The following is an 18,406-nucleotide window of genomic DNA, read 5'->3' on the forward strand; positions in this document are numbered from 1 at the left end:
ATGATCACAGCTCGGGTACGGCCGGTGCACCCGGGTTTCCGCGCTCCCGCCCGGCCCGGACCGACCGGGCCAGGCCGTACGCGGTGAGCAGCCAGGCGGCGACGGCGATCCACAGCAGGACCCGGCCCAGTGTGTCGAGCCAGGCGACGTCCGCCGAGTCCGCCGCCGACAGGGTGGCCGCCGCCGTCATGCCGAGCGGGAAGACCGTCGCCCAGCGGCGGACGTCGTAGCCGAGGCGTGGGCGCACCGCCTCCGCCGCCATGAGGACGACGTACGACGCGAGACCGATGCCGAGCAGCACCAAGGTGGTCGTCCGCAGGACGGCTCGCTGGTCGCCCACCCACACGCCCGAGTCGAGCAGCTCGGCGGCGGCGAGCGCCGAGAACGCCATCGCCCCGCCCGAGATCCAGTGGTCGCCCGCGCCGGTGAGGACCTGGCGGAAGTCGAAGCGGTTCAGCGCGTCGGCGTAGAGCAACAGGCCGAGCGCGAACAGCACCAGGCCCGCCCGGGCGAGCCAGTCGCCGATGTGCGGCGCGAGCACCGCGGCGAGCACCACGAGCCCCTGCGTGGCGACGCAGACGAGGAACGCGGCGCCCGGCACGCGCCGCCCGAGATGCCGCAGCACCGCCACGAGCAGCAGGGGCCAGACCGCGGCGGCGAGCACCAGCAGGACGGTCGCCACCACCGTCCATCCGAGGAGGGCCAGCCGGGCGCCGAGCACGGTCGTGGCGGCCACCGCGGTCAACGCCGACGGCGTGTCCGCCCGCGCCTCCCACTGCCCCCGGTCCCGCACCGCCAGCGCCGCGAAGTGGACGGCCAGCAGCACCCACAGCGCTCCGGCGAGGCAGAGCGCCACCACGGACAGCACCTCGTGGCCGCTCGTGTGGAGGCCGACCGACAGGATGCCGGTCGCCATGACCGCCGACCCGGCCGCCGGTGGGAGCCCCGACCACCAGGACGTGACGCGCTCGTTCATGGCCCCATCGCACCGTCCCGCCCGGCGCGCCGCCCGCATCCGGTGGCCGTTCGGGTGAAGCGCCGCCGGGTGGCGGCTCTCGCCGCGCGGGCCCGTGCGGCGCCGGTTCTCATGGGGAGCGGTGGTCCATGGACGGGGAGCGGTGCCCCGTGGCCGCGGCCGGCGGGAGGCGCGAGGTGCAGGAGTCGACGAGCGAGCCGGGCGCCCTGCTGCTGCGCACCGGCCGGTACTTCCGGCCGTGTTCAGCGCGCCCGTCCAGTACCTCTTCCGGCCGTACGTGGTCTACCGCAGCCTCGACCCGCGACAGCCGGCGGAGCGCCCGGCACGGAGGGGCTGGGAACGGATCACGTACTGACCCGGCGGCGCCGTCAGCCGCTTCGGGGCGCGTACATGATGACGGCCATGCCGGCGAGGCAGATCAGCGCGCCGACGACGTCGTACCGGTCCGGGCGGTAGCCGTCGGCGAGCATGCCCCAGGCGAGCGAGCCGGCGACGAACACCCCGCCGTACGCGGCGAGGACGCGGCCGAAGTTCGCGTCGTCCTGCAGGGTGGCGACGACCCCGTACAGACCGAGCGCGACGACTCCGGCGCCGACCCAGGCCCACCCCCGGTGCTCGCGCACGCCCTGCCAGACGAGCCAGGCGCCGCCGATCTCGAACAGGGCGGCGACGACGAACAGGGCGACGGAACGAGCGACGGTCATGGCGCACGACTCTACGGCCCGGTCACGGCCCGGCCATGATCTGCCCACGGTCCGCCTCGGGCCCGCCCGTCCCGGGCGCCCGGCGCTCGATCGCGACGAGGGCGGCGTCGTCCCCGAGGTGCCCGCCGACGTAGCCGCGCAGGTCCCCCGAGAGCTGCCGCAGCAGCGTCTGCGGCTCCTCCCCGGCCCAGGCCGCGACCCGCTCCTGGAGCGGGTAGAACGCCCGCGAGCGGTCGCGGGCCTCGATCACCCCGTCCGTGTAGAGCAGCAGCACGTCGCCGACCCGGAAGGGGAAGGTCTCGACCAGGATCTCGGGCGACAGGAGCGCCGTCAGGCCGAGCGGCGGGCTCGGGGCGGCGCTGTCGAGCACGACGACGTGCCCGTCGCGCAGCACCAGCGGGGGCGGGTGTCCGCAGTTCGCCACGTGCACGACCGGTTCGTCGTCCGGTACGTCCAGGACGAGCGCGGTCACGAACGCCTCCTCGCGCGCGGTGGACGCCGCGGCGTCCGGCTCGTCCGTCCCGCCGGAGTCCTGAGCCGAGCCGACGCCCGCCTCCAGGCTCGCCACCAGCTCGGGCAGCCGGGCCGCCCGCCCCGCCGAGACCCGGAACGCGCCCATCACCAGGGACGCCTCGCTGATCGCGTCCAGTCCCTTGCCCCGCGCGTCCCCGATCAGCAGCCGGGTCCCCGACGCCGTACGCGCCGCCGCGTACAGGTCGCCGCCCATGTTCGCCTCCTCCTCGGCCGCCAGATAGACGGAGGCGATCGTCAGCGGTCCGGCGCGGCGCGGGAGCGGCCGCAGCACCGCGCCCTGCGCGGCCTGCGCGATGGACCGCAGCCGGCTCACCTTGCTCTCGTGCTGCTCGCGGAGGTGGGCGAAGAACGTGACCATCGCGGAGATCAGGACCAGGGCGATGATCTGGTACGTGTGGTTCAGGTCGGTCAGGCTCGTCCGGGCCACGGCCACACCCACCTGCGCGGCCACGGCGACCGCGCCGACCAGCGCCGTCGTCCGGGCCCCCGCGAAGGACGCGGTCAGCGCGGGCGCCGCGACGAGGAACGGCCCCAGATGGACCTCGGGCGGTGACAGGACGTCCACCACCGTGACCGCGGCGATGAGCGCGAACGAGACCGCCAGCAGCCACGGCCGGGCACGATGCCGCGCGACGAGCGGCGTGTCGTGCTGCCGCGAGGAGTCCATACGACCTGCATACCGCAGGGTCGCCCTATCGGCTTACCGACATACCGGGGCCGCCGTCACGCGAGGGTCCGCGGCAGGTCCGCGGCGGGCTCCGCGGCCGGTACGGAGAGGACCACGGCCGTGATGTTGTCGGCGCCGCCGAGACCGAGGGCATGTGCCACCAGCGCGCGTGCGTCCGCGAGGGGTTCGCCGCCGCCGGGGCGGAGCCGGGCGCGCAGCGCGGCGAGGTCCGGGAGGTGCCGCCAGAGTCCGTCCGTGCACAGCAGGAGGCGGCCCGGGACGGCGGTCCGCAGGCTCCGGATCCGGGGCAGCGGGGCGTCCGCGCCGGCGCCCTCGGCGCTGCCGCTGCCCGCGCCCCCGTCCGCATGTCCGCTGCCCGCCCCGAGCCACGCCGTGAGCGCCTCGTCCGCGCCCGTGTCGTCCTCCGTCAGGAGGGTCCCCGGACCCTCGTCGGGGATCCAGTACGCCCGGCTGTCGCCGATGCCCGCACACCAGAAGCCCTCCGGGCCGACGACGGCCGCGACGTACGTGCAGGCCGGCGGGGTCTCGCCCGGCGCGGCCCCCGGCGGTACGAGCCGGGCCACCGCCCGGCCGGCGGCGCGAGCCCCCTCGGACAGCGCGACCTCCGGCAGCGCCCCGTCGCTCAGCCCGGCGGCCGTCGCGGACGCGCCGACCTCCGCCGCGAGCAGGGCCGCCCGGTCCGAGCGCGGCGTCATCGACACGCCGTCGCAGGCCACGCCGACCGTCCACGGCCCGCTCGTCCTCACCGCCATGGCGTCCGCGTTGACCTCGCGCACCAGGCCGCGGTCGCTCACCCCCGCCGCGCCGCCGACCGGCGTGATCTCCACCCGCGCCCGGAACCCCGCCTGCGCCCTGCCGCACTCCCAGCAGCGGCCGTCCGGGGCCACCGTCCCGCCGCACCCCTCGCACGCGTCCATGATCGCGAGGGTAGCGAAACTCGGCTGCGGGTCGGGCCCCCTCCTCCTACGCTGTAGAGGGGGCGTCGGCGGTGCCGTGCGGCCGGAGGAGCTCATGAGACGACGTCATCACTTCCACATCGATCATGCGGGGCACTCGATCAGCGTCACCGTCCAGACGGGCCATACGTCCATCGTGGAGGTCCTCGTCGACGGCAAGGAGACGGGGTACGCCACGACCCCGCACGACCGGCCCGTCGCGGTCACCGTCGAGCTCCCGAGCGACCCACCGGCCCCCGTCGCGGTACACGTCACGCCCGGTCCCGGCATGCCCCGTTGCTTCTTCGCCGCACCGCCGGACGCGGAGCACCAGGTCATGTCGCCACGCCACTACTGAACAGGGCGGTTCACCATCGAAGACAGTTTCTACGCACCGGCCCGCACCCTTGCCGGGCTGCTGCAGAGAGGGCGGGGCCGCGGCGCCCGGGAAGCCCTCGCGGATCCGGCGGCGGCCGCCCCGGTCGTACGGGATGTCCTGGCCGCGGACTGGCGGTGGGACTTCGTCGACGACCGGGAGCTGTTCTCGGCCCGGCTGATACGCGACCTGGAGCTCCCCCTCGACCCGGTGACCGCGCTGCTCGCCGGCGACCAGGACGCGGTCGAACGCGCTGCCGGCATGCTCTGCCCGCTCGCCCTCGGCGGGTCGGCCGAGGCCCGCGACGCGCTGCGGGAGTACGTGCGGCACGGCGAGCACTGGACGGACGTGCTGGAGGAGATGGCCGCCGCCTGGCCGGTCGTGTGGTGGGACGACCTCGCCGACGTCGCCCGTGCCCGGCTCGACGGGGAGCGGCCGGATCTGTGGCGGTCGGAGCCGTGGGTGCGTTGGCGGGACCGTATTCCCGTGCGGGTGCCGGGGCCCCGGTCCGGCGGCCACGCGTATCCGCTGGACCTGCGCAGCGATCTGCTGCTCGCGCGGCTCGCCGATCCCGACGCGCCCGAGCGCGCCAGGACCGACGCGCTCCGCCTGCTGTCCGACCGCCCGGCCGAGCCCGCCCTGCTGCCGCTCGTGCCGACGCTCGGCTCGGCCGACGGGGAGCGCCCGCTGCCCCTGCTGCCACGGGCCGTCCGGCGGCTCGGCGCGCTCGCCGTGCCGGCCGCGCGGGAGTGGGCGCGGGACGAGCGGGCGTGGCTGTCCTGGACGGGTGTCGCCGTCCTCACGGAACACGGCGATTCCCAGGACGTGCCTGTCCTGGTGGCGGAGCTGGAGGCCGATTGGCAGCGGACGAACTGGTGCGGGCCGAAGGTGATCGCCGACGGCCTCGCCCGCTTCGGGCCCGCGGCGGCCGAGGCCGCCCCGCTGCTCCGGCGGTACTGGGCGCTCACCCCGCACTCGTACGAGCGGCCCGCCTACCTGAAGGCGCTCGCGGCGATCGACCCGGCGGGGATCGAGCCCGCGTACGTCGAATCGCTCTGGGACTGCGAGGAGGAGGCCCGGCTGCTCGGCATCGCGTCGGCGCCGGACCTGCCGTCCGTGCGGGAGCGGGTCGCGGCGCTCGCCGACGACCCGATGGAGCGGCCCGATGTCCGGGAGGCGGCCAACGCCCGTATCCACGGACGGGGTTGAGTACCCGTACTCATGTCGTGCGCCGCCTCCGGGAGCACCCTGGGACCGAGGTGAGGGGGAGCGTACATGGGCAAGGTACTCGGGGTGGTGCTCGCGGTCGCGGGGACCGGGGCCGTACTCGTCGGGGCGTACGTGGTGGGCGTGCCGGTGGACGTCGTGCTCGGCGTCGGGGCCGGAGTCGTCGCCCTGTTGTGGCTGCTCGTGCTGCTGACCGTGCCGTGGAACCTGTACTTCCGTGCGCACACGGTGCTGTCCGAGATCGCGGTCAGCCGGGAGAAGGGCCTCGACGTCCCGGAGGCGCGGGACGCCGAGGCGGCGCGGATCGCGCGGACGATGCTGCGGGCGGCGATCGGCGGGCACGTCGCGACGGCCGGCCTGGTGGTCGCCGTGACCCGGGCGACCGGGAACGCGACGGGGTACTGGTTCGCCGGGTTCTTCCTGCTGAGCACGCTCTTCCGGCCGGCCGGTGCGTACTTCGGTCAGCTGCGGCGCCGGCTCGGTTCGCTGCTCAAGGACGTGACGTACCCGCGCGACGACGTCGTGGAGGTACGGGCCCAGGTCGCGCAACTGCTGGCCGGCGCGGCGGTGCTGGAGGGCAAAGCGGAGGAGCAGTACCGGGCGCTCGCCGAACTCCGCCGGAACGTCGACGCGTTGAGTGCCTCGATGTACGCGCGTACCGACGCCACGGACCACCGGATCACCACGCTGGCGCGGGAGTTCGAGGCGACGGTCGACAGGCTCGGCGACAACGAGGAGATCATCACCGGCCTCAAGGCGTTCCTGCGGCTGCTGCGCACCGACGGCGTCGCGGCGGCGGACGTGGCGGGGCGCGCCCACCCGTGACGGCTACGTGTCCTCCGCCGCGGTGGTGACGCGGGCCAGGACGTCCGCGTAACGGGCCCGCCGGTCGGGGCGGGCCCGCGAGACGGCGCGGCGCAGCGCGGGAACGGCGGCGGGGCCCACGAGGACGAGGCCGTCCTCCGCCGCCCGCCGGACGGTCGGGTGCGCGTGGTCCAGCAGTGACGTGAGCGCCGGGGTCGCCGGTTGCCACCGCGCCTGCGCGAGCACGCGGACCGCGCTGCGGACGACGTCCGGCTGCGGGTCGTCGAGCAGCACCTCGGTGAGCCGGAGATGCGTGTCCCGGTCGAGCAGGGCGCGTGAGGTGCGGTGCGCGTGCAGCCGGACACCGGTGCTGGGATGGGTCAGCAACCCCCGTAGCAGGTCGGCGAGTTCCGGGTGCGGTGCGCCGTCGGCGTCCTCGGACAGTCGGGTGAGCGCGCGCCGGATCCGCTCCGGATCGCCGGAGCGCGCCAGCCGGTACAGCTCCTCCCGGGAGGGTGGCTGCGGGGGCGCTGAGCGGGTCCGCTCGCGCAGGGCGCGCAGCGCGTCGGCGTCCTCGTCCGGCGCGCCCGGCCCGCGCAACGGCCCGTCGACGAGGACGAGCCGGGCGTCCGGGTACTGCTCGTCCAGCAGGGCGAGCGTGGGCGTCCGCAGCAACGGCCGCCCGGCGAGCAGCGGCAGCAGCCCCAGGGTCCCCGCGGCGATCCGCCCCTCCAGACGAGCGGCCAGCGAGTCGGAGGGCACGTTCCGCAGCGCCTGTGCGAAGTCGGGCCGCGTGTCGGCGGGCCCGTGCTCCCACAGCCGCAGCAGCAGCGGCAGCAACTCCTCGGCGTCCCGGGCGCCCAGCGAGACGGCGATCCGAGCGAGCCGCTCGGCCCGCGGCCCGTCGGCGGGTGGGGCCTCCCTCATGAGTCCGGGGGCGGCCTCGGTCAGGGCGCGGTGGAGGTCTCGGGAGGGGACCTCGACCCGGCCGCGCAGGTACGCGTCCAGTACCGCCGCGCGTGGGGCCGGTTCGGGCCAGGTCAGGAGGGTGCGGGCGGCAGTGTCGCGGCGGTCGGGGGTGGCCGAGGCCAACATCTCGTAGAGGCGCTCCCGCTGGGCCGCCGACCTCGGCTGGTCCAGGTCGCCGTCCTGCGCCGCCCGCGACGCGCTCGCCGCGGTCCTGGCCTGCTCCCCGAGTGTCCACGCGGGTTCGCCCAGGGGCTGAAGCTCCGTCATCCAGTCCACCAGAGCGCCCCGCACGGCGGGCGACACGTCCGCCTGAGCATCGACGAGCGCGGCGAGCTGCGCCCGCGAGCGGGGTACGGCTTGTGCGAGCCGCGCCGTCCTGCTGCGGAACGCGGCAAGAGACTCCATGCTCCTTGCCGCGGTGGTGAGTTCGGCGTGCCAGCCGGCTTCCTCGTACGGCTGCGACTCCCCGAGGCCGAACTCCTCGCGCAGGAGCCGGGTGCGGGCCGCGTCGGGGTTCTCGGCGAGTCCGGCGCAGGCCAGTTCGCGGTCGAGGTCCGTGCGCACGACGACCGCGCCGCAGCGGCGCAGCAGGGGCAGCGTGGACCGCCGCCCTGCCGGGCGCGGCGGCAGGGCGCGTACGGCGGTGACGACATCGGCCGCCACCGCCGGCCGCAGCAGGGGCGCGGCGGCTTCGAGGAGCCCGATGAGTCGGTCCCGGCCCTCACCGTCCTCCTCGCCGAGGGCGTCGAGGAACACCGGGACGGCACGGGCGAACCCGGCGAGTTCATGCCGCTCCCACGGGCCTGGGCAGATGTCCGGCAGCAGGCTCAGTACGGTGCGGCGCGCGTCCGCCGACGTGCCGGCGAGGGCGAGCCAATCGACGAGGTACGGGCGCAGATGCGGCTCTCGGTCGTTCACGATCGCCGGGCCGCGCTCCACCAGGCGCTCGGCGACGCGCAGGGCGATCTCCTGGTCCCAGCCGTGTTCCGCGAGCTGCTCGACGTCGGCGTCCCGGGGGGTGGGGGTGGTGTCCAGGGCTACCCGCAGCCGGTCGCGGATCCGGGCATCACCCTCGCCCTCCGCCGCGGCGGTGACGGTCGCCGCGTACGCCTCGCCCAGCAGGGACCGCAGCGCCCGGACGACGAGGGCGCGCAGGCCCGGGTTGTCGTCGCGGCCGAGCCGGTGGAGCAGGGGCGGTACGGCCCGCGGTGTGCCGGCGGTGGCCAGGGCCTCGGCGGCCGTCTTGCGGACGTTCATGTTCGGGTGGCCGAGGCAGCCGGCGATCGCGTCGGACGCCCAGCGGGCCTCGGCCCGGCCGAGGGCGGCGAGGGTCTGGCGCACGGTCTGGGGGTCGCGGGTCGGACCGGTCAGCGTGAGCAGGCCGGCGGACAGGGCTTCGACGCCGTCCCCGGCCGTGTCCCGCGCGAGCAGGGCGACGACGTGCTTGCGGACGTGCCGGTCGGGGTGGCGCAGCAGCCGGTGCACCCGGGACCGCACGCGGGCGTGCGGCGCGTGAGGCAGGTCCCGCACGAGCTTGAGCAGGACCGCCTGCTCGCCGGCGGACAACCCGGGCCGGTCCAACAGGTCGAGCGCGAGGTCCGCGACGAGCGCGTGACCCGCGGACTGTTCGTCCGTGGCGTCGAGCAGACACGCGGGCCGGATCCGGCCGCGCGCGTGGAGCCGCCGCCCGAGACCGGCCAGCGCGTCCACCACCTCCGGTGGGACGGCGGGCTCGGAGTGACGCGCGGGCAGCCGTCGTCCGAGGTCGTCCAGTGCGTCCGCGGCCTCCGGCGGCACGGCACCGGTTGTGGCGCCGGAGCCCTCGGGTTCCCCGTACGCGGCGAGGTCGCCGGTGAGCCGCAGCAGCAGGTCGGCGAGCACCGGCAGGGTCGCAGCGCCGCCGTGCGCGGCCAGCCGGCACAGCGCGTCGGCGGGCCGATCGGGATCCAAGTGCGAAGCCAGTACGGCAAGTTCGCCCTCGTCGGGGCCCCCGAGGTCGGCGGCCACGCGCGCGGGCAACCCGACCGGATCCAGGCGCACGAGGATCCGGTGCCGCAGCTCCGGGTCGGTGGTGAGCAGCCAGAGCACCTCAAGCGCCTGCCGACGCACGGCCCGCAACGCGGGCACGATGCCACCCGGTCCGGCGCCACCGGCCTCGGCGACAAGGGCCCGTCCCGGCGCAGGACGGGATTCCGCGCGGTGCCGTTCGCCGGGGGCGATGCCAGCAGGTTCGGCCTCGCCGGCTCCGTCGGTCGTCCGGCCCCGCGCCGGATCGCCGCCCGCGCCGCGCCCTGCGTCAGGCGCGCTGCGCGCCGTCCCGGCTTCGCCGGCTGCGGCGGATCGGAGTCGGCCCGACGCCGCCCGGCCGTCCTGGCTGTCTCCTGCGCCGGGCGCGACGCCGGGCCGTTCGCCCGTGTCGGCCCCCGACGTCGGGCACCGGCCCCACGACGGTCCGCCTTGCGGTCCACCGCGCTCGCTCCACGGGATACCCACAACGTCCGGGTCCAGCGGATCGCCCGCCGCCGCGGACGGCTCGTCTCCGTCCAGGCCGTCGATGCCGAGGCCCCGGGCCAGGGAGCGTACGGTCCGGTCTCCGCCCACGGCCTCGAGGGCGTCCAGGGCCGCGGCCGGGCACCGGGGGAGGGCGGCGAGTACCGCCGGCTCCGTCTCGGGGGCGCGCAGGGTGCGGAGGGCGTGCAGGAAGGGCGTCGGGGTCTCGGCCAGCGGCAGGACGCGGGCGATCTCCGAGGCGATCGGGAGTTCGTCGACGCCCTGGGCGGCCAGGGCTGTCAGCAGGTCGAGGCGGCGGGGCCAGTCGGGGGCGGCCGGGGCCGCGTCCAGCAGCGCGCGCAGGAGTTCGTGGCGGCTGGTGTACAGGATCGTCGCCACCGTGCGGGCCGGGATCGTGTGGTCGGCCAGGGCCAGGGCGAGCACGGCCGGGACGTCCGGGTCGGTGACGAAGTGCCCGCGTCGGTGCATCGCGCGCAGGCAGGCGACCGCAGGCCCGCCGAGCAGGAGCGGATCCTCGGCGGCGAGCGCGAGGACGGCGGGGACGTCGGTCCGTTCCGCCGTCTCCCCGAGCAGTTCCAGCGCCCGCCGGCGCACCCGGGGCGCGAGTTCCCGGTCCTCGGCGGCCCGCCGCAGCAGCTCGCCGTGCCCGTGACAGGCCGCGGTCGCCAGCACGGCGTCGGCGGTGACGGGCGCCGTCGCACGGGCGAGCAGCCCGCTGAGCGCGCCCACCGGCAGCGGCTCCAACGCCGCCCAGGGCTCGGCGAGTTCGTCCAGCGCACCGTTCACCACGGCGGGCGTACCGGAGCCCAGCAGCCCGGTCAGGACGGCGCGTACGAACCGGGGCGCGAGCACCCCCGCGTGCAGCCCCTCCCGGGCCAGCCGCAGTGCCTCGCCCTGCAGCACGGCGTCCGCGGCGCCGGTCAGCTCCCCCACGAGGTCCCGCACCCGCGCCCGCGGCACAGAGCCGATCGGCGTCCCCCGGACGGCCTGGTACAGCGCTTCGTCGCGCTCCTCACCCCGAAGCGCCCCGGGATCGTGCCGGATCTCCGCCCCCAGGCACGCCACCCTCACGGACGGCACGAGCACCTCCGCGGGCCACTCCCGCCACTCCGACACCGCCTCCCCGCCGCCCCCGGCCCACGCGAGCGCCTCCTCGGCACTCGCAGGAACGCCGGGGGGAGGGGTGGTGGTGCCGGTCGGGGGAGTGTGCGAGGGCGTGATCACCCCGGGATCGTACGGTCCGCTCCACGCGCCCCGCACGCACGTTTCGGCTGCCCGTCAGCCTTCGATCCCGTCCGCCTCCGAGCCCTGTCCCCGTCCGGCTACGCCCCCGCCGGCCGGTACCCCGTGACCGCTGCCGCGAAGGAGTTGAGGGCTGTCAGGACCTCCGGGCGGGTGCGGCGGCCCGAGAGGATCTCCATCTGGTAGCCGTCCTCCAGGGCGACGAAGCTCGTCGCCAGGAGGCGGGGCGGGTCCGTGAGGGTGAACACGCCCTGGGACTGGCCCAGGAGCAGGATCGCGTAGTAGACCGCGATCTGACGCTCCGTGAAGATCCCGTCGAACGCCGCCGCCTTGGGGTCCCGCAGGCTGCGCGGCCAGTACTCGAACAGGAGCCGGGGCAGTGCGTCGTCCGGTCCGGTCGCGACGCCCGACTCGATGCAGACGCGGAGGCGCTCGGCGGGGTCGGTGACGGCCTCGACGGCCTCCTCCCGCAGTCGGCAGAAGCGCTCGATCGCCTGCTGGAAGGTCTCGTTCATGAGGGCGTCGAGGTCCTCGTAGTAGTACAGGACCGCCGCCGGCGTGACGCCCGCCTCCTCGGCCACGTCGCGCAGGCGCAGGCCCGCGAGTCCGCGGTTGAGGAGGGCGCGCTGGGCGGCCTCGCCCAGTTGGGCGCGGCGGGATTCCTGGTCCTTGCGGCGTGCCACGGGACGGATCCTCTCGACAGTGTGTCGCTGAATGAGAACGCAACGATACCTCTCCAGCTATTGACTGGGATCCGACGGTTTCCTTAAATCTCCGTTTAGCGAAACGCGCCCCTCATCCGCGCCCGCCCCTGGAGGCGTCTTGACCCCGCAGACTGTTCCCGTGGACCCACCCGACTCACCCGACACCGGCACCCCGCACCGAAAGGGTCTGCGCAACGACTCCGTCGGCCTGCTCGCGTCCGTCGTGCTCGGCCTGTCCTCCGTCGCGCCGGCCTACAGCATCGCCGTCACCCTCGGTTTCGTGACGCTCGTCGGCGGCCGGTTCGCCCCCGCCGCGCTGCTCGTCGGCTTCGTGCCGATCCTGCTGACCGCGTTCGCGTTCCGCGAGCTCAACCGGCGGATGCCGGACTGCGGCACCACCTTCGTCTGGAACACCCGCGCCTTCGGCCCGCACGTCGGGTGGCTCTCCGGTGGCTGGGCGGTGCAGTTCGCCACCGTCCTCGCCATGGCCTCGCTCGCCCAGGTCGGCGCGGCCTATCTGCTCGACCTGGTGGCGCCGGACTCCCTCGCCGGCAGCCCCCTCGCCGTCACCGTCACCGCCGTGCTGCTGCTCGTCGTCGTGACCGGCGTCGCGCGCCGGGGCATCCACCTCGCCGCGGAGGTCCAGTACGTTCTCCTCGGCCTGCAGCTGCTCGCCCTGATCGCCTTCGGCGTCGCCGCCTTCGCCCGTGACGGGGCCGTCACTCCCTCCGTGGCCTGGCTGAATCCCTTCGGCTTCGACGGATTCGGCCCCTTCGCCGAGGCCGTGCTGCTCTGCCTCTTCATCTACTGGGGCTGGGACGCTCTCATCACCGTCAACGAGGAGACCACCGACAGCGCCCGCATCCCCGGGCAGGCGGCCGTGATCTCCACCCTCGTCCTCCTCGGGACCTACCTGTTCACCGCCTTCGCCGCGATCTCGTACGCGGGCAGCGGCCCCGACGGGCTCGGCGACGAGGAGACCGCCGCGGACGTCCTCGCCGCGCTCGCCCCGGGCCTGCTCGGCGACACACTGGCCAAGGTCGTCCAGCTCGCCGTCTGCGTCTCCGCCGTCGCCGCCCTGCTCACCTGCCTCGTCAGCAGCTCGCGCGCCACCCTGTCGATGTCCGCGCACGGCGCGCTGCCCCCGGCCTTCGGCCGCGTCCACCCCCGCTTCCGCACCCCCGCCTTCGGCACCGTGTTCTTCGGCGCCGTCGCCGCGGCCCTGCTCACCCTGCTCACCGCGGTCTCCGAGGACTTCCTGGGCGACGCGATCCTCTCCATCGGCCTGCTCATCGCCTTCTACTACGGCATCACCGGGCTCGCCTGCGTCTGGCACTTCCGCCACGAACTGGGCGCCTCGACGCGGGACCTGTTCCTCAAGGGCGTGCTTCCGCTGCTCGGCGCGCTGGCGATGCTCGCCGCCTTCGCGCGCAGCGCCCACGACATGCTCGACCCGGCCTACGGGTCCACCGCGATCGGCGGCGTCGGCGGCGTGTTCCTGCTCGGCGTCGGCTCGCTCCTCGTCGGCGCCCTCGCCACGGCCGTGGCCCGCGCCCGCTTCCCCCGATTCTTCCGCGAGGGCCGCACGGCCGTCGCCGACCTGACCGTCCAGGAGGACTGACCCCATGCGCACCCTCGCCGTCGCGGCCGTGCAGACCACTCCCGTGCCCCATGACCTCGACGCCACCTGGAAGCGGTACGCCGACCAGGTGCGCGCCGTCCGTGCCGCCTTCCCGCACGTGCAGCTCGTCCTGGCCCCGGAGCTGATGCTCGCCGCCGAGGCCCCGCTCCTCGAAGCCCGCCCCGACTGGATGGCCGAGGCGGCGGTCACCGTCCCCGGCCCGCTGACCGACCGGATCTGCGCCCTCGCCCGGGAGACGGGGCTCTGGCTAGTCCCGGGCAGCCTGTACGAGCGCGCCGGTGACGGTCTCGTGTACAACACCGCGATCGCGGTCTCCCCGGAGGGCGAGCTGGTCGCCGCGTACCGCAAGGTCTTTCCGTGGCAGCCGTACGAGGCGACCGCGCCCGGAACCGAGTTCACCGTCTTCGACCTGCCCGGTATCGGGCGCGCGGGGCTCGCGATCTGCTACGACGGGTCGTTCCCCGAGACCGCCCGGCAACTCGCCTGGCTGGGCGCGGAGGTGATCCTGCAGCCCACCCTCACCACCACCCGCGACCGCGAGATGGAACTGGTCTGCGCCCGCGCCAACGCCTGGACCAACCAGGTCTACGTGGTGAACCTCAACGCCGCCGCCCCGGCGGGGGTCGGGGCGAGCGCGGTCGTCGACCCCGAGGGGCTGGTCCGCCAGCAGGCCGGCTCCGGCGAGGAGGTCCTGGTCGACGTCCTCGACCTGGACGCGGTGACGCGGGTACGGACGTACGGCTCCGCCGGCCTCAACCGGCCGTGGGACCAACTCGCCCGCTACGGCGAACGGATCGATCTGCCCGCGTACGGGGGGTCCTTCCGGCCCCGGCCCGAGCCCCGGCACGAGCCCCGGCCCCGGCCCGAGTCACGGCGCCGGCCCCGGTCCGAGGTCCCGATCGCCTGACGCGGCCTACGGCGCCGCCCGGCCCACCGACTCCACCAGGGGGAGCAGCCGGTGCGGGACGCGTTCGCGCAGGGCCATCTCCGTCCGGGTCCTGACCACCCCGGGCATGTTGATCAGCCGCTGGATCACGTCCTCCAGATGACCGTTGTCCCGGGCCACCACCCGGGTCAGCAGGTCCCCGCCGCCGGTGATCGAGAACGCCTCGACGATCTCGGGTACGGCCGCGAGCGCGTCCCCGACCTCGTCGAGATGACCCTGTGTCACCTCGATGTGCACGAAAGCGAGCACCGGGTGCCCGAGCGCCGCCGGGGAGAGAACCGGACCGGTGCCGGTGATCACCCCGTCGCGCTCCATCCGGTCGATCCGGGCCTGCAGGGTGCCCCGGGCGACGCCGAGGATCCGGGCGTACTCGCGCACGCTGGTGCGCGGCTGCTCGATCAGCAGCCGCAGGATGCGGGTGTCGAGCGTGTCGACGGCCATGGTCCGTCGGCCTCCTCATGGCCAGATGTCCGGTCCTTCGACCGTACCAATGGCCCAGTGGACGCGCAGAACCCGAGCCGCCGGACCGGACCACCCCCGCACACCCCTCACATCCCGAACATCTTCCGCAGTGCTGCGAGGGAGTCGACCGCGCCCGCCGCTGCCCGCCTGACCCCGGGCGGGCAGCGGGTCACCAGCCGAAGCGCCGGTCGATCTCCTTGGTGAACTCCTCGAACGTGAGCACGTCGTCGCCGTCCTGGTTCGCAGCGTCGAACAGCGCCGAGGCGGCGTCCACGTCACCGAGCCCCCAGAAGGGCAGGTCGCCCTGCGCGGCGAGGGTCGGTCCCTTCGACCGCAGCGCCGTGATCACCTCGATCCGGGTGAGCGTGCCGTCGTGATCGAGGTCGATCGCGTCGAACAGCTTGCGAGCCTTCTCGCTCATGGTCGGTTCCTTTCGGGGCGGGCCGGGGGGCCGTCGGGATCACCGCGGTCATCAGGGGAGACGCGGTGTCGCGGCCGGGGGTTCAGTGGTGATCCGCTCAGTCGGAGAGTGCGAGACGGATCCCGAAGCCGGCGATGACCGTCCCGGTGGCACGGTCCATGAGACGACGGGCCCCGGGGCGGCGGAGCCAGGTGCGCAGCGCGCGGGCGCAGGCGATCAGGGCCGTGGACCAGCTGAGCCCCAGCGCGACGTGCACCGAGGTGAGCAGGACACCCGTCGTGAACTGGCCGGCGCCCGGCGGGATGAACTGCGGCAGGACCGCCACGTAGAACGCGCCGACCTTCGGGTTGAGCAGGTTCGTCAGGGCGCCCTGGCGGAACCCGGCGGGCAGCGAGTCCGCACCGAGGGCGGCCTCGTCGTCGTCCGCGACGGCCGGGACGCGCCGGCGCAGCGTGTCGGCGAGCATCCGGACGCCCATCAACACCAGGTACGCCGCGCCTGCCCAACGCAGCACCTCGTACGCCACGTGGGAGGCGGTGAGCAGGGCGGTCACGCCGAGCGAGGTGAGCGCGCCCCAGGCGAAGGTGCCCGCCTGGATGCCGAGGACGACGCCCCAGGCGCGGCGGCGGTGTCCGACCGCCGACGTACGCAGCACGAGCGCCGTGTCGAGCCCGGGGGTGATGGTGAGCAGACCGACGACGAGGGCGAAAGACCAGAGGGCGGTACCGGTTTCCATGGACGCGCAGCCTATGCGACACCCGCACCCCCGCCCCCGCCGCGGCCCGTTCCCGTGATCCGTTCCAGGTCGGTGACCAGGGAGTCCAGCCAGGACACGGCCACGTAGTAATGCGGCGGTGCGCCCGCGGGCTGCGCCTCGAAGCCGGCCACGGCCGGATCGCGCAGGGGCACGGGCGCCTCGGGAGTGTCCCCGCCCGGGTCGAGCGCCGCCGACACCAACAGCATCCGGCCCGCCACCCGGTCGCCCAGCCGCAGCACCTCCGCGGCGGCCTCCCGGTCCAGCGGCGGGACGGACACGGGCCCGGCCGGCCCGGCCGGCGGCGGGGGAGACACCAGCAGGCGGTCCGAGCCCCACAGGGTGTGATGGCCCATCATCAGCGTGGCCTGCCAGTCCGGCTCCCGGCGCTCCTGCCCGTCCGGCGAGCCCCGCCTGTCCGGCGAGCCCCGCCTGTCCGGCGAGCCCCGCCTGTCCGGCGAGCCCCGCCTGTCCGGCGAGCCCCGCCCGTCCGGCCCGCCTTGCCTGTCCGGCCCGCCTTGCCTGTCCGGCCCGCCCTGCCTGTCCGGCCCGCCCTGCCTGTCAGCCGCGCCCTGCCCGTCCGGCCTCGCCGCTACCGCCGTGCGCTGTCCGTCGTGCCCTTCCGGCCCGTCCGCCCCGTCCCCGCCTCCCGGCGCCACGTACAGCACCCCGCCCCCGCCCGTCAGGCCCTTCGGCTCGCTCTGGAACTGGGCGAAGGCCGACTCCGCCAGGATCAGCTCGTGCTGGAGCGACCGGTGCCCCGGCGCCGTGAGCCGTTGCTCCCGGGTCCCGCCGGCCACCACCGCCGCGGCCGTGGCCACCACGATCTCCGCCGCACCGCGCAGCAGCGCCGCGCCCGACCGGCGCATCTCGTCGTGCGCGCCGCGCGGCCACGCCAGCAGCCCGAAGACCGCGCCGATCGCGCTCCCGGTCAGCACCTCCAGGAGGCGGAACTCGGCGAGTTCCCAGGTCGAGTGCGCGAGTTGCGCGAAGACCATCGTGATCAGGACCGTGAACAGGCCCTGCGCCCACCCCACGCCCTTCACCGGGCCCACCGTGAACGCGAACAGCATCATCAGGGGCAGCGTGGCCGCGAGCACCGCCGTGTCCGTGCCCACCGCGATCAGCAGGCCGGCCGCCGCCAGCGCGCCGAGGAGTGTTCCGGTCAGTGCCCGCCGGACGGTCACCCGCGTCTCGGCCACGGTCGTGCGGGTCAGCGTCAGGGTCGCGAGCAGCGCCCAGAACCCGTGCGGCAGCGTGTCCACGCCCGCGACCAGGCGGGCAGCCGCCAGCGCCAGACTGATGCGCACCGCGTTCTGGAAGTACACCGACCGCTGCCCCGCGTTGCCCGCCAGCCGGTGCCACCACAGCTCCGGGGCGCGCTTGCCCGCGTACCAGAAGCGGCCCGGCGAGGCGACGGCCCCGGCACCGCGCCCGCGTACGGCGAGGGACGCGGCCATCGACAGGGCGAGCGTCGCGTCCGCGATCTCCAGCACCGCCGCGCGCCGGCGCAGCACCTCCGGCGCGGCCGTGGCCGGCTCCGCCGCTCCGGCCGCCAGCGCGGACCGGGCCCGGCCCAGCTCGGCATGCGGGTCGGATCCGTCCCCGGCCACCGGCGCCGCGCCCGCCAGCCGCTCCGCGGTGCCTTCCGCCGCCCGTCCCACCGCCCTGAGCACCTCCGGGCCGGTGCGGTCGGTGTCCGTGCCCGACGGCGCCGGTCCGAGCAGCGCCAGCCGGCTCAGCAGTGCCCGGGCGGCCAGCCCCGCCTGGGCGAGGGCCCGGTCCCGGACGCCCGGCCCCGCCGGTCGGTCCGCCTCCGGTACGTGGGACGGTCGCAGCCTCTCGGACGCGGCGTGTGCCTCCCGTAGCTCCGCCTCGCTCAGCGCGTACTGCGGCGCCGTCAACGCCCCTGCGCACCGTCCGGCGAGCCGGGCGGCCGCGGCCACCCGGGCGCGGTAGGGGAGCACGGCGGGGTCGCGGAACAGGAACGCCTCGGCAAGGACCAGCAGCCCCAGTCCCACCGTGGTCCCGGCCAGCCGCTCGTCGAGCGAGCCCGGTGCGTAGGGCGGGAAGCTCGGCAGGATGTACAGGAGTTGGAGCCCGGGTGCCGCACCGGCGGCCCGGGGCCCGGCCGCCCCGAGGAAGGCCAGGGCGAACCCGATGACCAGCATCCCCACCACCGCGCTCCAGGTGCGCACGGCCAGGAACGTGCCGAGCGTCACCAGCACCCAGCACCACGGCGTCAGCCGGAGGATCTGGGCGGCCCGCTGCCGTCCGGTGCCGGGGACGCGGGCGAGCCCGCCGAGGGCGACGGCGCCGAACAGCGCGTACGTGGCGCTGGTCGCCGAGCCGACGCCGTACAGGAACAGGTAGAAGCCGCCGGCCGCGGCGGCGGTGACCCGCGTCGCCCGGCGGGCCGCGTCGCGGTAGGCGGCCGGGAGGGTCACCCGGGACGCCCTCGACGGGTGCGGCGCGCCGGGTGCCTGCACGGCACCGGCCGTGCCGCCGGCA

General features: G+C 75.6%; 15 protein-coding genes and 1 pseudogene. 6 read left to right on the top strand and 10 right to left on the bottom strand.

What is annotated here, in order from left to right; genetic code table 11:
- Positions 1–4 precede the first annotated feature (4 nt).
- Complete coding sequence (locus R2D22_RS32660; protein WP_318108672.1) at positions 5–976, bottom strand: tellurite resistance/C4-dicarboxylate transporter family protein; 972 nt, start codon at positions 974–976, stop codon at positions 5–7.
- Between the two features lie 238 nt (positions 977–1,214).
- Here R2D22_RS32660 and R2D22_RS32665 point away from each other — a divergent pair.
- Positions 1,215–1,331 (top strand): annotated as a pseudogene (locus tag R2D22_RS32665) (respiratory nitrate reductase subunit gamma); the annotation flags it as partial.
- A 13-nt stretch (positions 1,332–1,344) separates the two neighbouring features.
- Here R2D22_RS32665 and R2D22_RS32670 read toward each other — a convergent pair.
- From R2D22_RS32670 to R2D22_RS32680, 3 genes are read right to left on the bottom strand one after another with little or no spacing between them, the layout of a single operon-like run.
- Positions 1,345–1,680: a YnfA family protein gene (locus R2D22_RS32670; protein ID WP_318108674.1), complete on the bottom strand. Its 336-nt coding sequence runs from the start codon at positions 1,678–1,680 to the stop codon at positions 1,345–1,347.
- Positions 1,681–1,702: 22 nt separating this feature from the next.
- On the bottom strand, positions 1,703–2,881 hold the full coding sequence (locus R2D22_RS32675) for a PP2C family protein-serine/threonine phosphatase (RefSeq protein WP_318108676.1): 1,179 nt from the start codon (positions 2,879–2,881) through the stop codon (positions 1,703–1,705).
- Between the two features lie 56 nt (positions 2,882–2,937).
- Complete coding sequence (locus tag R2D22_RS32680; RefSeq protein WP_318108678.1) at positions 2,938–3,819, bottom strand: PP2C family protein-serine/threonine phosphatase; 882 nt, start codon at positions 3,817–3,819, stop codon at positions 2,938–2,940.
- A gap of 94 nt (positions 3,820–3,913) precedes the next feature.
- Here R2D22_RS32680 and R2D22_RS32685 point away from each other — a divergent pair, with 94 nt between their 5' ends.
- The 3 genes from R2D22_RS32685 (at position 3,914) to R2D22_RS32695 (ending at position 6,265) form a co-directional block, all read left to right on the top strand.
- Positions 3,914–4,195 carry a hypothetical protein gene (locus tag R2D22_RS32685; RefSeq protein WP_318108680.1) on the top strand — a complete coding sequence of 94 codons (282 nt, stop codon included), beginning with the start codon at positions 3,914–3,916 and terminating at the stop codon, positions 4,193–4,195.
- 228 nt (positions 4,196–4,423) lie between these two features.
- Positions 4,424–5,422 (top strand): hypothetical protein, encoded by a 999-nt coding sequence (locus R2D22_RS32690; RefSeq protein WP_318108681.1) that lies wholly within the window; start codon positions 4,424–4,426, stop codon positions 5,420–5,422.
- Positions 5,423–5,488: 66 nt separating this feature from the next.
- On the top strand, positions 5,489–6,265 hold the full coding sequence (locus R2D22_RS32695; protein WP_318108683.1) for a hypothetical protein: 777 nt from the start codon (positions 5,489–5,491) through the stop codon (positions 6,263–6,265).
- Positions 6,266–6,268: 3 nt separating this feature from the next.
- On the opposite strand, the gene R2D22_RS32700 is transcribed toward R2D22_RS32695, so the two are convergent.
- Together R2D22_RS32700 and R2D22_RS32705 are read right to left on the bottom strand one after the other, a co-directional pair.
- A complete protein-coding gene (locus R2D22_RS32700; RefSeq protein WP_318108684.1) occupies positions 6,269–10,948 on the bottom strand; it encodes a HEAT repeat domain-containing protein in 4,680 nt (1,559 codons plus the stop codon).
- A gap of 98 nt (positions 10,949–11,046) precedes the next feature.
- On the bottom strand, positions 11,047–11,649 hold the full coding sequence (locus tag R2D22_RS32705) for a TetR/AcrR family transcriptional regulator (protein ID WP_318108685.1): 603 nt from the start codon (positions 11,647–11,649) through the stop codon (positions 11,047–11,049).
- Positions 11,650–11,809: 160 nt separating this feature from the next.
- Here R2D22_RS32705 and R2D22_RS32710 point away from each other — a divergent pair, with 160 nt between their 5' ends.
- Together R2D22_RS32710 and R2D22_RS32715 are read left to right on the top strand one after the other, a co-directional pair.
- The gene (locus R2D22_RS32710) at positions 11,810–13,291 is read left to right on the top strand and encodes an APC family permease (protein WP_318108686.1); all 1,482 of its coding nucleotides are present in this window, start codon (positions 11,810–11,812) and stop codon (positions 13,289–13,291) included.
- Between the two features lie 4 nt (positions 13,292–13,295).
- Positions 13,296–14,219 carry a carbon-nitrogen hydrolase family protein gene (locus R2D22_RS32715; RefSeq protein ID WP_318108687.1) on the top strand — a complete coding sequence of 308 codons (924 nt, stop codon included), beginning with the start codon at positions 13,296–13,298 and terminating at the stop codon, positions 14,217–14,219.
- Between the two features lie 6 nt (positions 14,220–14,225).
- On the opposite strand, the gene R2D22_RS32720 is transcribed toward R2D22_RS32715, so the two are convergent.
- The 4 genes from R2D22_RS32720 to R2D22_RS32735 form a co-directional block, all read right to left on the bottom strand.
- Complete coding sequence (locus R2D22_RS32720; protein ID WP_318108688.1) at positions 14,226–14,699, bottom strand: Lrp/AsnC family transcriptional regulator; 474 nt, start codon at positions 14,697–14,699, stop codon at positions 14,226–14,228.
- A 190-nt stretch (positions 14,700–14,889) separates the two neighbouring features.
- Complete coding sequence (locus tag R2D22_RS32725; RefSeq protein WP_318108689.1) at positions 14,890–15,141, bottom strand: EF-hand domain-containing protein; 252 nt, start codon at positions 15,139–15,141, stop codon at positions 14,890–14,892.
- 97 nt (positions 15,142–15,238) lie between these two features.
- Positions 15,239–15,877 carry a LysE family translocator gene (locus tag R2D22_RS32730; protein ID WP_318108690.1) on the bottom strand — a complete coding sequence of 213 codons (639 nt, stop codon included), beginning with the start codon at positions 15,875–15,877 and terminating at the stop codon, positions 15,239–15,241.
- An 11-nt stretch (positions 15,878–15,888) separates the two neighbouring features.
- Positions 15,889–18,342, bottom strand: a complete 2,454-nt coding sequence (locus tag R2D22_RS32735; RefSeq protein ID WP_318108691.1) for an FUSC family protein — start codon at positions 18,340–18,342, stop codon at positions 15,889–15,891.
- Positions 18,343–18,406: the final 64 nt, after the last annotated feature.

Source organism: Streptomyces sp. HUAS YS2 (assembly GCF_033343995.1).
Lineage (GTDB): Bacteria > Actinomycetota > Actinomycetes > Streptomycetales > Streptomycetaceae > Streptomyces > Streptomyces solicathayae.